13 protein-coding genes are annotated in these 13,731 nt (G+C 71.8%); 4 read left to right on the top strand and 9 right to left on the bottom strand.

What is annotated here, in order from left to right:
* The first annotated feature begins 121 nt into the window (after positions 1-121).
* From tal to pgl, 4 genes are all read left to right on the top strand, one after another.
* A complete protein-coding gene (gene tal, locus Aru02nite_RS01450) occupies positions 122-1,228 on the top strand; it encodes a transaldolase (protein WP_203654214.1) in 1,107 nt (368 codons plus the stop codon).
* Between the two features lie 76 nt (positions 1,229-1,304).
* A complete protein-coding gene (gene zwf, locus Aru02nite_RS01445; protein ID WP_203654212.1) occupies positions 1,305-2,867 on the top strand; it encodes a glucose-6-phosphate dehydrogenase in 1,563 nt (520 codons plus the stop codon).
* Complete coding sequence (locus tag Aru02nite_RS01440; protein WP_203654210.1) at positions 2,864-3,898, top strand: glucose-6-phosphate dehydrogenase assembly protein OpcA; 1,035 nt, start codon at positions 2,864-2,866, stop codon at positions 3,896-3,898. Before zwf ends, Aru02nite_RS01440 begins: the two co-directional genes overlap by 4 nt.
* A gap of 67 nt (positions 3,899-3,965) precedes the next feature.
* Positions 3,966-4,742, top strand: coding sequence for a 6-phosphogluconolactonase (gene pgl / locus Aru02nite_RS01435; protein WP_203654209.1), 777 nt, complete (start codon positions 3,966-3,968; stop codon positions 4,740-4,742).
* Positions 4,743-4,894: 152 nt separating this feature from the next.
* On the opposite strand, the gene Aru02nite_RS01430 is transcribed toward pgl, so the two are convergent.
* The 9 genes from Aru02nite_RS01430 to rapZ all read right to left on the bottom strand — a co-directional run bounded on the left by Aru02nite_RS01430 (position 4,895) and on the right by rapZ (position 13,668).
* The gene (locus tag Aru02nite_RS01430; RefSeq protein ID WP_203654208.1) at positions 4,895-5,236 is read right to left on the bottom strand and encodes an RNA polymerase-binding protein RbpA; all 342 of its coding nucleotides are present in this window, start codon (positions 5,234-5,236) and stop codon (positions 4,895-4,897) included.
* Positions 5,237-5,397: 161 nt separating this feature from the next.
* A complete protein-coding gene (gene secG / locus Aru02nite_RS01425) occupies positions 5,398-5,652 on the bottom strand; it encodes a preprotein translocase subunit SecG (RefSeq protein ID WP_203654207.1) in 255 nt (84 codons plus the stop codon).
* Positions 5,653-5,773: 121 nt separating this feature from the next.
* Entirely contained in the window at positions 5,774-7,462 is a 1,689-nt protein-coding gene (locus Aru02nite_RS01420) for an ABC transporter substrate-binding protein (protein ID WP_203654206.1), read from the bottom strand.
* A 100-nt stretch (positions 7,463-7,562) separates the two neighbouring features.
* Positions 7,563-8,327 carry a triose-phosphate isomerase gene (tpiA, locus tag Aru02nite_RS01415; RefSeq protein WP_203654588.1) on the bottom strand — a complete coding sequence of 255 codons (765 nt, stop codon included), beginning with the start codon at positions 8,325-8,327 and terminating at the stop codon, positions 7,563-7,565.
* A gap of 36 nt (positions 8,328-8,363) precedes the next feature.
* Positions 8,364-9,560, bottom strand: a complete 1,197-nt coding sequence (locus Aru02nite_RS01410) for a phosphoglycerate kinase (protein ID WP_203654205.1) — start codon at positions 9,558-9,560, stop codon at positions 8,364-8,366.
* Between the two features lie 8 nt (positions 9,561-9,568).
* Positions 9,569-10,576, bottom strand: coding sequence for a type I glyceraldehyde-3-phosphate dehydrogenase (gene gap, locus Aru02nite_RS01405; RefSeq protein ID WP_203654204.1), 1,008 nt, complete (start codon positions 10,574-10,576; stop codon positions 9,569-9,571).
* Between the two features lie 247 nt (positions 10,577-10,823).
* Positions 10,824-11,810 carry a DNA-binding protein WhiA gene (gene whiA, locus Aru02nite_RS01400; protein WP_203654202.1) on the bottom strand — a complete coding sequence of 329 codons (987 nt, stop codon included), beginning with the start codon at positions 11,808-11,810 and terminating at the stop codon, positions 10,824-10,826.
* Between the two features lie 8 nt (positions 11,811-11,818).
* Entirely contained in the window at positions 11,819-12,817 is a 999-nt protein-coding gene (locus tag Aru02nite_RS01395) for a gluconeogenesis factor YvcK family protein (RefSeq protein WP_203654201.1), read from the bottom strand.
* Positions 12,814-13,668 carry an RNase adapter RapZ gene (gene rapZ / locus Aru02nite_RS01390; protein ID WP_203654587.1) on the bottom strand — a complete coding sequence of 285 codons (855 nt, stop codon included), beginning with the start codon at positions 13,666-13,668 and terminating at the stop codon, positions 12,814-12,816. The genes Aru02nite_RS01395 and rapZ overlap by 4 nt, the downstream gene beginning before the upstream one ends.
* Positions 13,669-13,731: the final 63 nt, after the last annotated feature.

The following is a 13,731-nucleotide window of genomic DNA, read 5'->3' as shown; positions in this document are numbered from 1 at the left end:
CACCCTGCCGGGGAACGTTTACCACCCGGTCGCCGGTTGAACACAACAGAGCACTAGACACGACACAGCGCCGCGCGCCCGGCCGGCGGGCATGGCGAGCGGCAGGAGGTGAAAGCTCATCATGACCGACAGACTCGCCGATCTCTCCGCTGCCGGTGTGGCGGTGTGGCTCGACGACATCTCGCGGCAGCGGCTCGCGTCCGGCAACCTGGACGCGCTCCGGCGGGAGAAGCACGTCGTCGGTGTCACCAGCAACCCGACGATCTTCGCGAAGGCGCTGTCGGACGCGGATGACTACGCCGACCAGATCGCCGACCTCGCCGTCCGGGGCGTCTCGCTGGACGAGGCCACCCGCATGATCACCGCGTACGACGTGCGCTGGGCCTGCGACGTGCTGCGCCCGGCGTACGACGAGAGCGACGGGGTCGACGGCCGGGTGTCGCTGGAGGTCGACCCGCGGCTGGCGAACGAGACGGACAAGACCATCGCCGAGGCCGGCGCACTCTGGTGGCTGGTCGATCGGCCGAACCTGTTCATCAAGATCCCGGCGACCCGGGCGGGCCTGCCGGCGATCACCGCCGCCCTGGCGCAGGGCATCAGCGTCAACGTCACGCTGATCTTCAGCCTGGAGCGGTACGGCGAGGTCATCGACGCGTTCCTCACCGGCCTGGAGCAGGCGAAGGCCAACGGGCACGACCTGTCGAAGCTGGCCAGCGTGGCGTCCTTCTTCGTGTCCCGGGTGGACACCGAGGTGGACAAGCGGCTGGCCGCCATCGGCGGGCCGGACGCGGAGAAGCTGAAGGGTACGGCGGCGATCGCCAACGCGCGGCTGGCGTACCAGCTGTACGAGGAGCGCTTCGCCTCCGACCGGTGGCAGGCGCTGGCCGCCGCGGGTGCCCACCCGCAGCGTCCGCTGTGGGCGTCCACCAGTACCAAGGACCCCAACCTGCGCGACACGCTGTACGTGGAGGAGCTCGTCGCCCCCGGCATCGTCAACACCATGCCGGAGAAGACGATCCTGGCGTACGCGGACCACGGCGAGACGCGCGGTGACACCATCACCCCGGCGTACGCGGAGGCGCAGCAGGTCCTGGACTCCCTCAAGAAGCTGGGCGTCGACTACGACGACGTGGTCGAGGTCCTGGAGCGCGAGGGTGTCGAGAAGTTCGAGAAGAGCTGGACGGAGCTGCTGGACAGCGTGCGCACCCAGCTCGGTCGGGCGCAGTGAGGCCAACCGCCGCGCACGCGGGCACCTCGGCCGCCGGGCAGATCCGCCCGGCGGCCCCGATCCAGGGAGGGCACCAGTGAGGCGGTCCGCCTCCAAGGAGACCGACAAGACGGCCGAGCCGTCGGTCAATCCGCTTCGTGATCCGCAGGACCGGCGGCTGCCCCGGGTACCCGAGCCGTGTGCTCTGGTGATCTTCGGAGTGACCGGCGACCTGGCCCGCAAGAAGCTGATCCCGGCCGTGTACGACCTGGCCAACCGGGGGCTGCTGCCGCCCGGTTTCGTCATGCTGGGCTTCGCCCGGCGTGACTGGGGGCACGGCGACTTCGAGCAGATCGCCCGGGACGCCGCGCAGCAGCACGCGCGTACGCCGTGGCGCGAGCAGGTGTGGGCCCGGTTGCAGGGCAACATCAAGTTCGTACCGGGGTCGTTCGACGACGACGAGGCGTTCGACACGCTGGCCCGTACGTTGGACGAGCTGCGCAGTTCGCACGGCATCCGCGGCAACGCCGCCTTCTACTTCTCGATCCCGCCGGCGGCGTTCCCGACGGTGCTGAAGCAGCTGCAGCGCACCGGGATGTCCGACAACGACGCGTCGGGCGGCTGGCGCCGGGTCGTGGTGGAGAAGCCGTTCGGGCACGACCTGGACTCGGCGCGGGACCTCAACGGCCTGGTGGACAACGTGTTCACCGCGCAGGACGTCTTCCGTATCGACCACTACCTGGGCAAGGAGACCGTTCAGAACATCCTCGCCCTGCGGTTCGCCAACACCCTGTTCGAGCCCGTGTGGAACTCGCACTACGTCGACTCGGTGCAGATCACGATGGCCGAGGACGTCGGCATCGGCACCCGCGCCGGGTTCTACGACTCGGCCGGCGCCGCCCGTGACGTACTGCAGAACCACCTGCTCCAGCTGCTCACCATGGTGGCGCTGGAGGAGCCGGTCAGCTTCGACTCCGAGGCGCTGCGGGTGGAGAAGCTCAAGGTGCTGCGGGCGATCACCCTGCCCGAGGACCTCAAGCGGTACGCCATCCGCGGTCAGTACGCGCAGGGCTGGGTCGCCGGTGAGCGTGCCCTCGGGTACCACCAGGAGAAGGACGTGCCCGCCGACTCCACCACGGAGACGTACGTGGCGGTCCGGTTGGGTGTGCAGAACCGCCGCTGGGCCGGGGTGCCGTTCTACATCCGGGCCGGCAAGCGGCTGCCGCGGCGCGTCACCGAGATCGCCGTGTCGTTCAAGACGGCGCCGCACCTGCCGTTCGCGAAGACCGACACCGAGGAGCTGGGCCACAACCAGCTCGTCATCCGGGTGCAGCCGGACGAGGGCGTGACGCTGAAGTTCGGGTCGAAGGTCCCGGGCACCTCGATGGAGGTCCGCGACATCGCGATGGACTTCCTGTACGGCGAGGCGTTCACCGAGTCCAGCCCGGAGGCGTACGAGCGGCTCATCCTGGACGTCCTGCTCGGCGACAAGACCCTCTTCCCGAACTCGCAGGAGGTCGAGGAGAGCTGGAAGATCGTCGACCCGCTGGAGGAGTACTGGTCGGGCACCACGCCGTACCACTACCGGGCCGGCGAGTGGGGCCCGCGCGAGGCGGACGACATGCTCGCGCGCGACGGCAGGACCTGGAGGCGGCCGTGATCGCACTGTGGGACACCACCGGTACCGAGGTGGTCAAGGCACTGGCGGCCGAGCGGCGCAGCGCCGGCGGCGTGACCAGCGGCCTGGCGCTGACCCTGGTCGCGGTGGTCGACGAGCGGCACGTACGGGACACCGAGCAGGCCGCGATGATCGCCGCGCAGCAGCACCCGTGCCGGCTGCTCATCGTGGTCCGGCGCAACGTACTCGACCAGGAGTCCCGGCTGGACGCCGAGATCATGGTCGGCGGGCGGCTCGGCCCGTGCGAGGCGGTCATCATGCGGATGCACGGCCGGCTCGCGCTGCACGCCGAGTCGGTGGCGCTGCCACTGCTGGCCCCGGACGTACCGGTGGTCACGTGGTGGCACGGCGACCCGCCGGAGAAGATCGCGTACGACCCGCTCGGCGTGGTCGCCGACCGCCGGATCACCGACTCCGCGCAGTCGGCCGATCCGGACGGTGCGCTCAAACTGCGCGCCGAGGACTACGCGCCGGGCGACACCGACCTGACGTGGACGCGGCTCACGCCGTGGCGTACCACGCTGGCCGGGGCGTTCGACACCGCGGACAGCGCGGCGACGTCGGCGAAGATCACCGCCGACCCGCACGACCCGAGTTCGCGGCTACTGTCCGGCTGGCTGCAGGCCCGGCTCGGCGTCAAACCGAAGATCACCGACTCGCACGGGTCGGGGCTGTCCGAGGTCGAGCTGACCCTCGCCAGCGGTACGACGCTGACGGTGCACGGGAACGACGGCACGGCGACCCTGTCGCGTACCGGGTTCCCGGACCGGACGATGCCGCTGCTGGCCCGCCCGCTCGGGGAGGAGCTGGCCGAGGAGTTGCGCCGGCTCGACCCCGACGAGCCGTACGCGGCGGCGCTGGCCGCCACGACCGGTCTGAAGGGACTCAACGACCGGGACAGCAAGCGGGTGCACATCTGGCACGACCCGGCCCTGGCGGAGAAGCCCGAGCCGGAGGAGTCGGAGACCTCGACGGCCAGGACGGCCAAGAAGCCCGCGAAGGCGTCGAGCTGACCCATCATGAAGGGGCACGTCACCACGGTGACGTGCCCCTTTCGTTACGCCGAGAACGGAGACACCGGTGACCTCCAGCGTGATCGTGCACGCGGACCCGACGCTGCTCGCCGAGGCGGTCGCCGCCCGGCTGACCACCCGGCTGATCGACGCGCAGGCCGCCCGCGGCTTCGCGAGCGTCGTACTGACCGGCGGCCGGATCGCCGACGCCGTACACCGGGCGGTCCGGGACGGCCGGGCCCGGGACGCCGTCGACTGGTCCCGGGTGGACGTCTGGTGGGGCGACGAGCGCTTCCTGCCGGCCGGGCACCCCGACCGCAACGAGACGCAGGCCCGCGCCGCCCTGCTGTCCGCGGTACCGCTGGATCCGGCGCGGGTGCATCCGATGCCGGCGAGCGACGGCCCGGACGGCGACGACCCCGAGTCGGCCGCCGCCCGGTACGCCGAGGAGCTCGCCGCCGGCCCCGGCCACCAGGCGGTACCGCACTTCGACGTGCTGATGCTGGGCGTCGGCGAGGACGGGCACGTCGCGTCGCTGTTCCCGGAGCACCCGGCCAACCACCCGGACAGCTACGCCGACCGCACCACCACCGCCGTACGTGGCGCGCCGAAGCCGCCGCCGGTGCGGATCAGCCTCACTCCCCCGGCCATCAACAGCGCCGAGGAGGTGTGGCTCGTCGCCTCCGGTACGGGCAAGGCACGGGCGGTCGGGCTCGCGCTGGCCGGTGCCGGCCCGGTACAGGTGCCGGCCGCTGGCGTACACGGAACCGGGGACACGTTGTGGCTGCTGGACCAGGACGCCGCCGCGGACCTGCCGGCCCGTTTCCGCAGCCCGTTGCGGTGACCGCTTTCCGCAGCCCGTTGCGGTGACCGCGAAGCACCCGGGGCGGCCGCCCGCGGCACACCGTCGCCGGCTCCGGGTGCCCACGCACACGGAGCCTCCGCCCCGGCTCACCGCACCCGATGCCCGCCACCGCCGGCGGGAACGCGGCAGGTTCAGCCGTCGCGCCGCGCGCGGAGCTTGGCGAGCGCCTCGGCGAGGATGGCCGCGCCGTCGGTCTCGCTGCGCCGCTCCTTCACGTACGCCAGGTGCGTCTTGTACGGCTCCGTGCGCGGCCGGTCCGGCGGGTTGTCCCGGTCCCGGCCGGCGGGCAGCCCACACCGCGGGCAGTCCCACGTGTCGGGTACCGCCGCGTCCGCCGCGAAGAGCGGCTGAGCCTCATGGTCGTTGGCACACCAGTAGCTGACGTGCCGTCGGGGCGCCGGTTCCCCGTGTTCGGGCAGGCGCACGGGTCCAGCGCCCACTCGTGTTCCGCGGATGGCGTTGCCACTGGCCACGGTCGTTTGCTCCTGTCTTCGCGCTGGGGGGTCAGAACGCAAGACACGACCGAGTCCGCCGGCCTCCCCGGGACGGACTCAGCGCGCGACCCGAACCGGGTCGCGCGCTGAGTTTATGACGAATCCCCAGTTCAGGCACGTGCCTGGGGCCATTTTTCACATTACGACTTTGCTTGGAACACCTTGAGCAACAGCCCCAAGCCGACAATGCACGCGAACCACAGAACGCCGACGATCACCGTGAAGCGGTCCAGGTTCTTCTCCGCCACGGAGGAGCCCGACAGGCTCGACGACACGCCACCGCCGAACATGCTCGACAGGCCGCCGCCCTTGCCCCGGTGCAGCAGGATCAGCAGAACGAGGATCGCGCTCGTCACGATCAACAGACCGGTCAGAACGTAGGCCAACCAGTTCATGCGGGGCTAATCCTCTCGGGTCCACCAGGCTTGCCGTGCCGTCCGCGGGCATCGTACGCCGCGTGACCGGTGTCCCAGCATAGCCGCCCGCCCGGCACCCGGCAGCGGCAGACCCGGCCCGTCACGCGACACCGAGTCCCAGTACGTCCGGTTCACCGTACAGGGACTGCATGACGGCGCCGCGCACGTCGCTGCCGTACATCGCGAGGCCCCGCTCGTACAGGATGGGGATGGCGGCGCCGCGGGCCAGCACGGCGGCGTCGACGCTGGCCCACAGCGCGTTCTGGACGGCCGGGTCGTGCTGGGTCCTCGCCTGGTCGATCAGCGCGTCGATGCGCGGATCGTCGAGCTGGGCGAGGTTGTAGTTGCCGCCGTCGCGGTGCTGGGCCAGCAGCCGCCCGTCGAACAGCGCCGGGATGATCGACGACCCGTTCGGCCAGTCCGGCACCCAGGCGGCGAGTACCAGGTCGTGCTCGCGCGACGGCCGCCCGACCACATCGTAGAACCGGGACTTGGGGATCGGGTTGAGCCGAACCCGGATCCCGATCTTCTGGTACGAGTCGAGGATGCTCAGCGCCGCCTGCCGGTAGCTCGCCACGTCCTGGTAGTCGAGGGTCAGCTCGGTCGGGCAGCCGCCGGCCGTCTCGACGAGGACCGCGGCCCGGCGCGTGTCGCCCCCGGTACGCGACGAGTTGCCGTACGGGTCGACGGCGCGGTGCGCGGGCACCCCCGGCGGGATCATCGTCGTCGCGTACTCCCCCGCCACGAACCCGCCGACCACCATCCGGTACGCGGACTTGTCGAGGGCGTACCCGAGGGCGCGGCGGCAGTCCAGGTCGCGCACCCTGGTCGTGTTGATGGCCAGGTACCGGATCGCGCCGGTCAGGCCGGAGACCGTGCGCCGGGACAGGACCGGGTCGTTGATGACCTGCTGGACGAAGTTCGGCGGCACGTTGTAGTCGAGCTGGATCGACCGCCGCGCCGTCCCCGTGTCGTTGACCAGATCGTTGGTGGACACCACCGGATCGGCGCCGAAGCGTACGACGAAGCGGTCCGGGTAGGCGGGGCGAACCGGGTCGGTCTCCTGGCGCCAGTACGGGTTGCGGGTCAGGACCATCTGGTGGTCGTCGCGCTGGGCGATCACGTATGGGCCGTCGGACATCGGCCGCTCGTCGTAGCCGCCGCGCGCGTCGACGTCCGGGCGTACCGGGGCGAAGACCGGCATCGCCACCACGTCACCGAAGTCGCCGCACGGCTGGTTCAGCTCGAACCGGATCGTCCGGCCGGTGCAGGTCACCGACGACAGGTCGCCGTCCGCCGGCCCGTGGTAGTCGTCTCCCCCGGCCAACAGTTCCCGCGGGTACGCCGGGCCGCCGGCACTGCCCGGCGCGAAGCTGCGCTCCACGCCGTACCGGACCTGCTCGCAGGTGACCGGCTGCCCGTCCTCCCAGGCCGTACCTGGGCGGAGGGTGAACTCCCAGACGCGGTTGCCGTCGCTGGCCTGGCCGAGGTCGGTGGCGAGGTCCGGATGCAGGACGCCGGCCGGATTCCGCGCCGTGGCACGGAACGCGGTGAGCGTGCGGTAGACGAGACGGCCGACGTTGAGCGCCGCCGTGGTGTAGTTGAGCTGCGGGTCGAGGTGGGTGAACCCGTTCGACTCGGTCAGCAGGTAGACGGTCCCGCCGCGGTGCGGCCCGCCGGCTGCGGCGCCGTTCCCGGCGCGGGAGCAGCCGGTGGCGGCGCATCCCAGGACAACGAGGCAGAGCAGCGCCGAACCGACACTGCGTAGCGTGAAGGACACTTTCTGCACATCGAGAACCTACCAACAGCTCTCCGCAGTCGTGTCGTCACCATACGACGACGGGGCGGACACCGTGTCGGTGCCCGCCCCGTACGCCGTCGTGCCGCGCTCAGGTCGTGAACAGATCCTTGTAGCGGCAGATCAGCACGAACTCCTCGACGTCCAGGCTGGCCCCACCGACCAGCGCGCCGTCGATGTCCGGCTCCGCCATGATCCCGGCGATGTTCTTCGACTTCACCGAGCCGCCGTACAGGATGCGGACGCGCTCGGCGGTCTCCCCCGAGTACAGCTCGGCCAGCCGTGCCCGGAGCGCGCCGATGACCTCCTGCGCGTCGTCCGGCGTCGCCGTCTTGCCCGTACCGATCGCCCAGACCGGCTCGTACGCCACGACGACCGTCTCCGCCTGCTCCGCCTTGACGCCCTTCAGCGCCGCGTCGAGCTGCGCCGTGCAGTACGCCACGTGCTCGCCCGCCTCGCGGACCTCCAGCCCCTCGCCGACACACAGGATCGGCGCGATTCCGTGCTTCAGCGCCGCCTTCACCTTCGCGTTGACCGTCGCGTCGTCCTCGTGGTGGTACGCCCGGCGCTCCGAGTGCCCGACCGCCACGTACGCGCAGCCGAGCTTCGCGAGCATCGGCCCGGAGATGTCCCCCGTGTACGCGCCCGAGTCGAACGGCGACAGGTCCTGCGCGCCGTACCCCAGCAGCAGCTTGTCGCCCGCCACCAGGGTCTGCACGCTGCGGATGTCCGTGAACGGCGGCAGCACCACCGTCTCCACCTCGGACAGCTGCTTCTCCGTCAGGCTGAACGCCAGCTTCTGGGTCAGTGCGATGGCCTCAAGATGGTTGAGGTTCATCTTCCAGTTGCCGGCCATCAACGGCCGACGCGCCGGCTTCTCCGACTTCGCCACTCAGACCTCCAGCGCCGCGACGCCGGGCAGGGACTTGCCCTCCAGGTACTCCAGGGAAGCGCCGCCGCCGGTCGAGATGTGCGAGAACCGGTCCTCGTCGATGCCGAGCTGGCGCACCGCGGCGGCCGAGTCACCACCGCCCACGACGCTGAACCCGGCGCCGGTGACCGCTTCGGCCACCGTACGGGTGCCGGCCGCGAACGGCTCGAACTCGAACACGCCCATCGGACCGTTCCAGAACACGGTCGCCGCGCCGGACAGCTCCGCCGCGAACGCCCGGCCGCTCTCCGGCCCGATGTCCAGACCCTTGTCGCCGGCGGCGATCTGGTCCACGCCGACCACGCGGGTCTCGGCCGTCGCGGACAGCTCCGCCGCGACCACGACGTCGGTCGGCAGTACGATCTTGTCGCCGCCCTCGGCCAGCAGCCGCTTGCACGTGTCGATCTGGTCGGCCTCCAGCAGCGAGTCACCGACCCCGTGGCCCTGCGCCGCCAGCAGCGTGAAGCACATGCCGCCGCCGATCAGCAGCTTGTCCACCTTCGGCAGCAGGTTGGTGATGACACCCAGCTTGTCGGACACCTTCGCGCCGCCCAGCACCACCACGTACGGCCGCTTCGGCTCGGCGGTCAGCGTGGACAGCACCTCCAGCTCGCGCAGCACCAGGCCACCCGCGAAGTGCGGCAGCAGCTTCGGTACGTCGTACACGCTGGCGTGCTTGCGGTGCACGGCACCGAACGCGTCGTCCACGTACGCCTCGCCGTAGGTGGCGAGCTTCGCCGCGAACGCGCCGCGCTCCGCGTCGTCCTTGCTGGTCTCGCCCGCGTTGAAGCGCAGGTTCTCCAGCAGGGCGACCTCGCCGGCCGCGAGCTTGCCGGTGACCTCGTCGGCCGACTCGCCCACCGTGTCCGTGGCGAACGCGACCGCCGAGCCCAGCAGCTCGGAGAACCGCACCGCCACCGGCGCCAGCGTGTACTTCGGGTCCGGCGCGCCCTTCGGGCGGCCCAGATGCGAGCAGACCACGACCCGCGCGCCGGCCTCCGCCAGCTTCGTGACCGTGGGCAGCACCGCCCGGATCCGACCGTCGTCGGCGACCGCGACCGTGTCGTCGGTCCTGCTCAACGGAACGTTCAGGTCGGCGCGCACCAGCACGCGCCGACCGTCGACGCCCTCGGCGAGCAGATCGTCCAGGGTTCGCATCGAACTCCCTACAGGTCCGCGCCGACCAGCTTGACCAGGTCCACCAGCCGGTTGGAGTAGCCCCACTCGTTGTCATACCAGCCGACGACCTTGACCTGGTTGCCGGTGACCTTGGTCAGCGGCGCGTCGTAGATGCAGGACGCCGGGTCGGTGACGATGTCGCTCGACACGATCGGCTCGTCGTTGTACCGCAGGTAGCCGGCCAGCGCACCCTCCGCCGCCGCCTTGTACGCCGCGTTCACCTCGTCCACGGTGACCTCGCGGGCCAGGTTGACCGTCAGGTCGGTGGCCGAACCGGTCGGCACCGGCACCCGCAGCGCGTACCCGTCGAGCTTGCCCTTCAGCTCCGGCAGCACCAGGCCGATCGCCTTCGCGGCGCCGGTCGAGGTCGGCACGATGTTCAGCGCGGCGGCGCGCGCCCGGCGCAGGTCCTTGTGCGGCCCGTCCTGCAGGTTCTGGTCCTGCGTGTACGCGTGGATCGTGGTCATCAGGCCACGCTCGATCCCGAACGCGTCGTTCAGCACCTTCGCCAGCGGCGCGAGGCAGTTCGTCGTGCACGACGCGTTCGAGATGATGTTGTGGTTCGCCGCGTCGTACTGGTCGTCGTTGACGCCGAGCACGACGGTCAGGTCCTCACCCTTGGCCGGGGCCGAGATGACGACCTTCTTCGCCCCCGCCTCCAGGTGGCCGCGGGCCTTGTCCGCGCTGGTGAAGATGCCGGTCGACTCGACGACCACGTCGGCGCCCAGGTCCTTCCACGGCAGCGCGGCCGGCCCGGCCTTCTCGGCGAACGCGGCGATCCGCTTGCCGTTGACCGTGATCGACGTGTCGTCGTGGCTGATCTCGGCGTCCAGCCTGCCCAGCACCGAGTCGTACTTGAGCAGGTGCGCGATCGTGGCGGTGTCGCCCAGATCGTTGTAGCCGACCACCTCCACGTCGGCGCCCTGTTCGAGCGCGGCACGGAAGAAGTTGCGGCCGATCCGGCCGAAACCGTTGATGCCAACCCGGATGGTCACGCGACCCATCTCCTCGCCAGAAGTCTGCCGGCCGCAGCCGGCCCGTAGTTCCACACCCTTGGGGGCCGCCTCGTCACGCCGGTCGGTGGACGTCCGCAGAGTCCGCCGGACTCTCGGAAGCCGGAGGGCCGGCGGCGAGGGGCCGAGATGTCGGCCCCATCGCCGAACACGTCTCGACCCTATCGAAGCGGTCCGGGCGCCATGCAGCGACCTTCGCGTTCCCGGCGGACGACCTGCGTGTCGCTGCTCACGCCTCGCTGGCGAGCATCTCCGCGGTGACCGCCGACTCCGTGTCCGGAATGGACTGGTCGTGTGCCCGCTTGTCGGCCAGCGCCAGCAACCGGCGGATCCGGCCCGCGATGGCGTCCTTGGTCAGCGGCGGGTCGGCCAGCGCGCCCAGCTCCTCCAGCGACGCCTGCCGGTGCTCCAGCCGCAGCCGGCCGGCGATGACCAGATGGTCCGGCGCGTCCTCGGCCAGGATCTCCAGCGCCCGGGTGACCCGGGCCGCGGCGGCCACCGCGGCGCGCGCCGACCGGCGCAGGTTCGCGTCGTCGAAGTTCGCCAGCCGGTTCGCCGTCGCCCGTACCTCGCGGCGGACCCGACGCTCCTCCCACGTCAGTACGCTGCCGTGGGCGCCGAGGCGGGTCAGCATCGCGCCGATCGCGTCGCCGTCCTTGATCACCACCCGGTCGATCATGCGCACCTCCCGGGCCCGGGCCATGATGCCGATCCGGCGGGCCGCGCCGACCAGCGCCAGCGCCGCCTCCGGGCCGGGGCAGCTCACCTCCAGCGCGCAGGACCGGCCCGGCTCGGTCAGCGACCCGTGCGCCAGGAACGCGCCGCGCCACGCCGCCACCGCGCAGCACACGTTCGCCGAGACGACGTGCGACGGCAGCCCGCGCACCGGCCGCCCGCGTACGTCGAGCAGGCCGGTCTGGCGCGCCAGCGACTCACCGTCCCGTACGACCCGGACGATGTAGTGGCTGCCCTTGCGCAGGCCACCCGACGCCAGTACGTGGATCTCGCTCGGGTACCCGTACACCTCGGCGATCTCGCGGCGCAGCCGGCGGGCCACGGCGCCGGTGTCCAGCTCCGCCTCGACCACGACCCGGCCCGAGATGATGTGCAGGCCCCCGGCGAACCTGAGCATCGCGGCCATCTCCGCCTTGCGGCAGCACGGCTTCGCTACGTCGACGCGGCTCAGCTCGTCCTTCACGGCCCCCGTCATGGCCATCGTGTCGCTCACCTCATGTCGGCCCGGTCCGCGGGACCGGGGATCGGCTTCGTGTGCCCGAGGATCGGGCCGAGTGCCGCGGCCAGCGCGGCGGGATCGTGTCGCGGCCCGCCGTCGGCCACCGCTACCGGTGCCGTGACGAGCCGGGCACCCAGCGATTCTGCCGCAGCGCGCAAGGGCTCGTCCCCGTCGACCGCGCGCGCGTCCGCGAGGACGACGTCGAGCCGCAGCTCAGGCAGGTACCGGCCGAGTTCGGCCAGGTGGTCGGCGGCGGACAGGCCGGTGGTCTCCGACTCGGTCGCCAGGTTGAGCGTGACCAGCCGGCGGGCCGGACTCTTCGCGATCGCCTCGCGCAGCTCCGGCACCAGCAGGTGCGGAATGACGCTCGTGTACCAGGAGCCCGGGCCGAGCAGCAGCCAGTCGGCGCCACCGACCGCCTCCACGGCCTCCTGGCAGGCGGCCGGCTCCGGCGGCACCAGCCGCACCTCGCACACCTCGCCGGTACTGACCGCCACCTCGTGCTGTCCGCGCACCACGACCCGGTCGGCCGGGCGGTCCGGGTCGGCGCCCCGGATCTCCGCCTCGATGGACAGCGGCAGCCGGGACATCGGCAGTACCCGGCCGGTCGCCCGGACCATCTCGGCGGCGTGGTCCAACGCCACGACCGGATCGTCCAGTACTTCGAAGAGCCCGAGCAGCAGCAGGTTGCCCACGGCGTGCCCGGACAGGTCGTCGGTACCGGCGAAGCGGTGCTGCATGAGCCGGGCGTTCGTGGCGCTGGTGTCGTCCTCGGCGGCCAGCGCGGCGAGCGCCTGCCGCAGGTCGCCGGGCGGCAGGATCGGCCGGGACGCGCGCAGCCGGCCGCTGGACCCGCCGTTGTCGGCGACGGTCACCACGGCGGTGGGCGCCAGGCCGAGCCGGCGCAGCGCGCGCAGCGTCGCGGACAGCCCGTGTCCGCCGCCGAACGCCACGACCCGGCCGGGTCTCGTCGCCTCCGGGCCGCTCATTCGCGCCCCAGGTCGCGGTGCTGGGCGTGGGCGGCGAGGCCGGCGTCGCGGAGCCGGCCGGCCAGTGCCTCGGAAATCGCCACGCTCCGATGCTTACCACCGGTACATCCGACCGCCACCGTCAGGTACCGCTTGCCTTCGCGTTCGAAGCCGCCCGCGGTGGCGCCGACGAGCGTCGCGTACCCGTCGACGAAGTCCTCGGCGCCCGGCTGGCCCAGCACGTACGCGGAGACGTCGGGTTGCATGCCGGTGTGGTCGCGCAGCTCCGGCACCCAGAACGGGTTCGGCAGGAAGCGCGCGTCGACGACGAAGTCGGCGTCCGGCGGCAGCCCGTATTTGAAGCCGAAGGACAGCACGGTGATCCGCAACGTGCGCACGTCCGGCGTACCGAAAAGCTCCTCGACCCGGGCGCGCAGCTGGTTGACGTTGAGCTGGGAGGTGTCGATGAGCACGTCGGCCTCGGCGCGGGCGGTGGCGAGCAGCGCGCGTTCGGCGGCGATGCCGTCGGCGAGCCGTCCCTCGCCCTGCAACGGGTGCGACCGGCGCACCGACTCGAACCGGCGGATCAGCACCTCGTCGGCGGCGTCGACGAACACCACGTGCGGGCGGAAGCCGCGGGCCTTGAGGTCACGCACCGCGCCGGACAGGTCGGTGGAGAACGCCCGGCTGCGCACGTCGAGCACCATCGCGGTGCGCCGGGTCGACCCGCCCGACCGGTACGCCAGCTCGGCCATGGTGACCATGAGCGTCTGCGGCAGGTTGTCGACCACGTAGTAGCCCACGTTCTCCAGGGCGCGGGCGACGGTGGACCGGCCGCCGCCGGAGACGCCGGTGACGATGACCAGCTCCATCTCCGCGTGCCGCGGCCGGTCGACGTCCGCGACGCCCTCCGGGCCGCCCCCGGCCACCACGAC

This window comes from Actinocatenispora rupis, assembly GCF_016861975.1.
Lineage (GTDB): Bacteria > Actinomycetota > Actinomycetes > Mycobacteriales > Micromonosporaceae > Actinocatenispora > Actinocatenispora rupis.
This window is presented reverse-complemented; position numbering and strand designations above follow the sequence as displayed.

Coding starts and splice junctions, on each gene's coding strand:
- tal (WP_203654214.1), top strand. CDS start 122: ATGACCGACAGACTCGCCGATCTCTCCGCTGCCGGTGTGGCGGTGTGG.
- secG (WP_203654207.1), bottom strand. CDS start 5,652: ATGAACTGGTTGGCCTACGTTCTGACCGGTCTGTTGATCGTGACGAGC.
- tpiA (WP_203654588.1), bottom strand. CDS start 8,327: ATGGCCGGCAACTGGAAGATGAACCTCAACCATCTTGAGGCCATCGCA.
- Aru02nite_RS01410 (WP_203654205.1), bottom strand. CDS start 9,560: ATGCGAACCCTGGACGATCTGCTCGCCGAGGGCGTCGACGGTCGGCGC.
- whiA (WP_203654202.1), bottom strand. CDS start 11,810: ATGGCCATGACGGGGGCCGTGAAGGACGAGCTGAGCCGCGTCGACGTA.
- Aru02nite_RS01395 (WP_203654201.1), bottom strand. CDS start 12,817: ATGAGCGGCCCGGAGGCGACGAGACCCGGCCGGGTCGTGGCGTTCGGC.
- rapZ (WP_203654587.1), bottom strand. CDS start 13,668: ATGGAGCTGGTCATCGTCACCGGCGTCTCCGGCGGCGGCCGGTCCACC.